The 1,275-nt window shown below is 59.8% G+C and carries 2 protein-coding genes; both read left to right on the top strand.

Annotated elements, in window-relative coordinates; translation table 11 throughout:
• Positions 1-110: 110 nt before the first annotated feature.
• Positions 111-344: a hypothetical protein gene (locus HCU64_RS25130; RefSeq protein WP_233387220.1), complete on the top strand. Its 234-nt coding sequence runs from the start codon at positions 111-113 to the stop codon at positions 342-344.
• Positions 345-420: 76 nt separating this feature from the next.
• Positions 421-1,275 (top strand): cytochrome b/b6 domain-containing protein (locus tag HCU64_RS25135; RefSeq protein WP_233387221.1); only part of this gene is annotated, 855 nt, incomplete at its 3' end.

A 1,275-nucleotide genomic window follows, 5' to 3' on the forward strand; every position in this document is an offset into this window, starting at 1 on the left:
TGTCGAAATATTGCAGCGTAGATGATAAGTCTGCATTTATTGAACAACAATAGAATGATCTTGTTGCCCTGTCGGCTGGATAAGAAATTCGGCTTTACAGGGGAAAGCCCATGAACAAATTCAAGCTTGCCTTGACCGCGTTGACCGCCCTTGGCGGTGTCGCCTTCGCGGCCGGTTCAGCCACGGCCGCACCGATGTCCGTCAATGGCATCCAGTCCGAGAGCGGCGTCACCCAGGTGCGCATGATGCAGGGCGATCGAAAGATGATGAAGAAGCGCATGATGCGGAAAAAAATGATGAAGCGCCGCATGATGAAGAACCGTATGATGAACGGCGGCATGTGATCTTACACGCCCGATACTTCCGGAGGTCCCTGAACAGGGACCTCCATCTGGCGGCCACGATTTCGAGGATGACCGCTTGGCCCGAACCTACTTGACCCACTCTGCGCCCGAGACCGGCGAAGTCGAACGTCGCCGTTGGATGTTCCGGCATCCCGTCGTCATCCGCATCACACACTGGATCAATGCGATCTGTCTTCTAGTCTTGCTCATGAGCGGCCTGCAGATCTTCAACGCCCATCCGGCCCTGTACTGGGGCAACATCTCGACCTTCGACACGCCATTGATGGCGATGTCCTCTACCGAGGACGACCCGCCCAAAGACGTCACGACAATATTCGGGAAAACCTTCGACACCACCGGCTGGCTTGGCTCCTCGGCGGGTGCCAACGGCGAGCCGGCGGATAGCGGCTTTCCCTCTTGGCTGACCTTGCCGAGCGACCAGGATCTTACCGGCGGCCGCTCCTGGCACTTCTTCTTCGCCTGGGCCTTCGTCCTGAACGGCCTCGCCTACCTGCTCTACGGGGTGATCAGCGGGCAGCTTCGTTTCCGGATCATCCCTTCGCGTGACCAGGTCCGCCATTTCGGAGCGTCGGTGTGGGAGCACCTGACGCTGCGTTTCCCGCAAGGAGACGAGGCCAAGCGATACAACGTCATCCAGAAGCTCACCTACCTCGTGGTCCTGTTCGTGCTGCTGCCCGTGCAGGTGCTGGCGGCCCTCGCGATGTCTCCCGCGATGGATGCGGCGTTCCCGTTCCTGCTGACGCTGTTCGATGGACGGCAGTCGGCCCGCACAGTCCACTTCGTCGTAGCGGGGCTGCTGGTCCTGTTCGTGGTCGTGCATGTCGCGTTGGTCCTGCTCTCCGGCTTTTGGAACAACATGCGCGGCATGCTCACCGGCTGGTTCGTGATTGAGCGCAAGGTCGAGCCGGCC

It is taken from the genome of Methylobacterium sp. C25, from assembly GCF_021352225.1.
Lineage (GTDB): Bacteria > Pseudomonadota > Alphaproteobacteria > Rhizobiales > Beijerinckiaceae > Methylobacterium.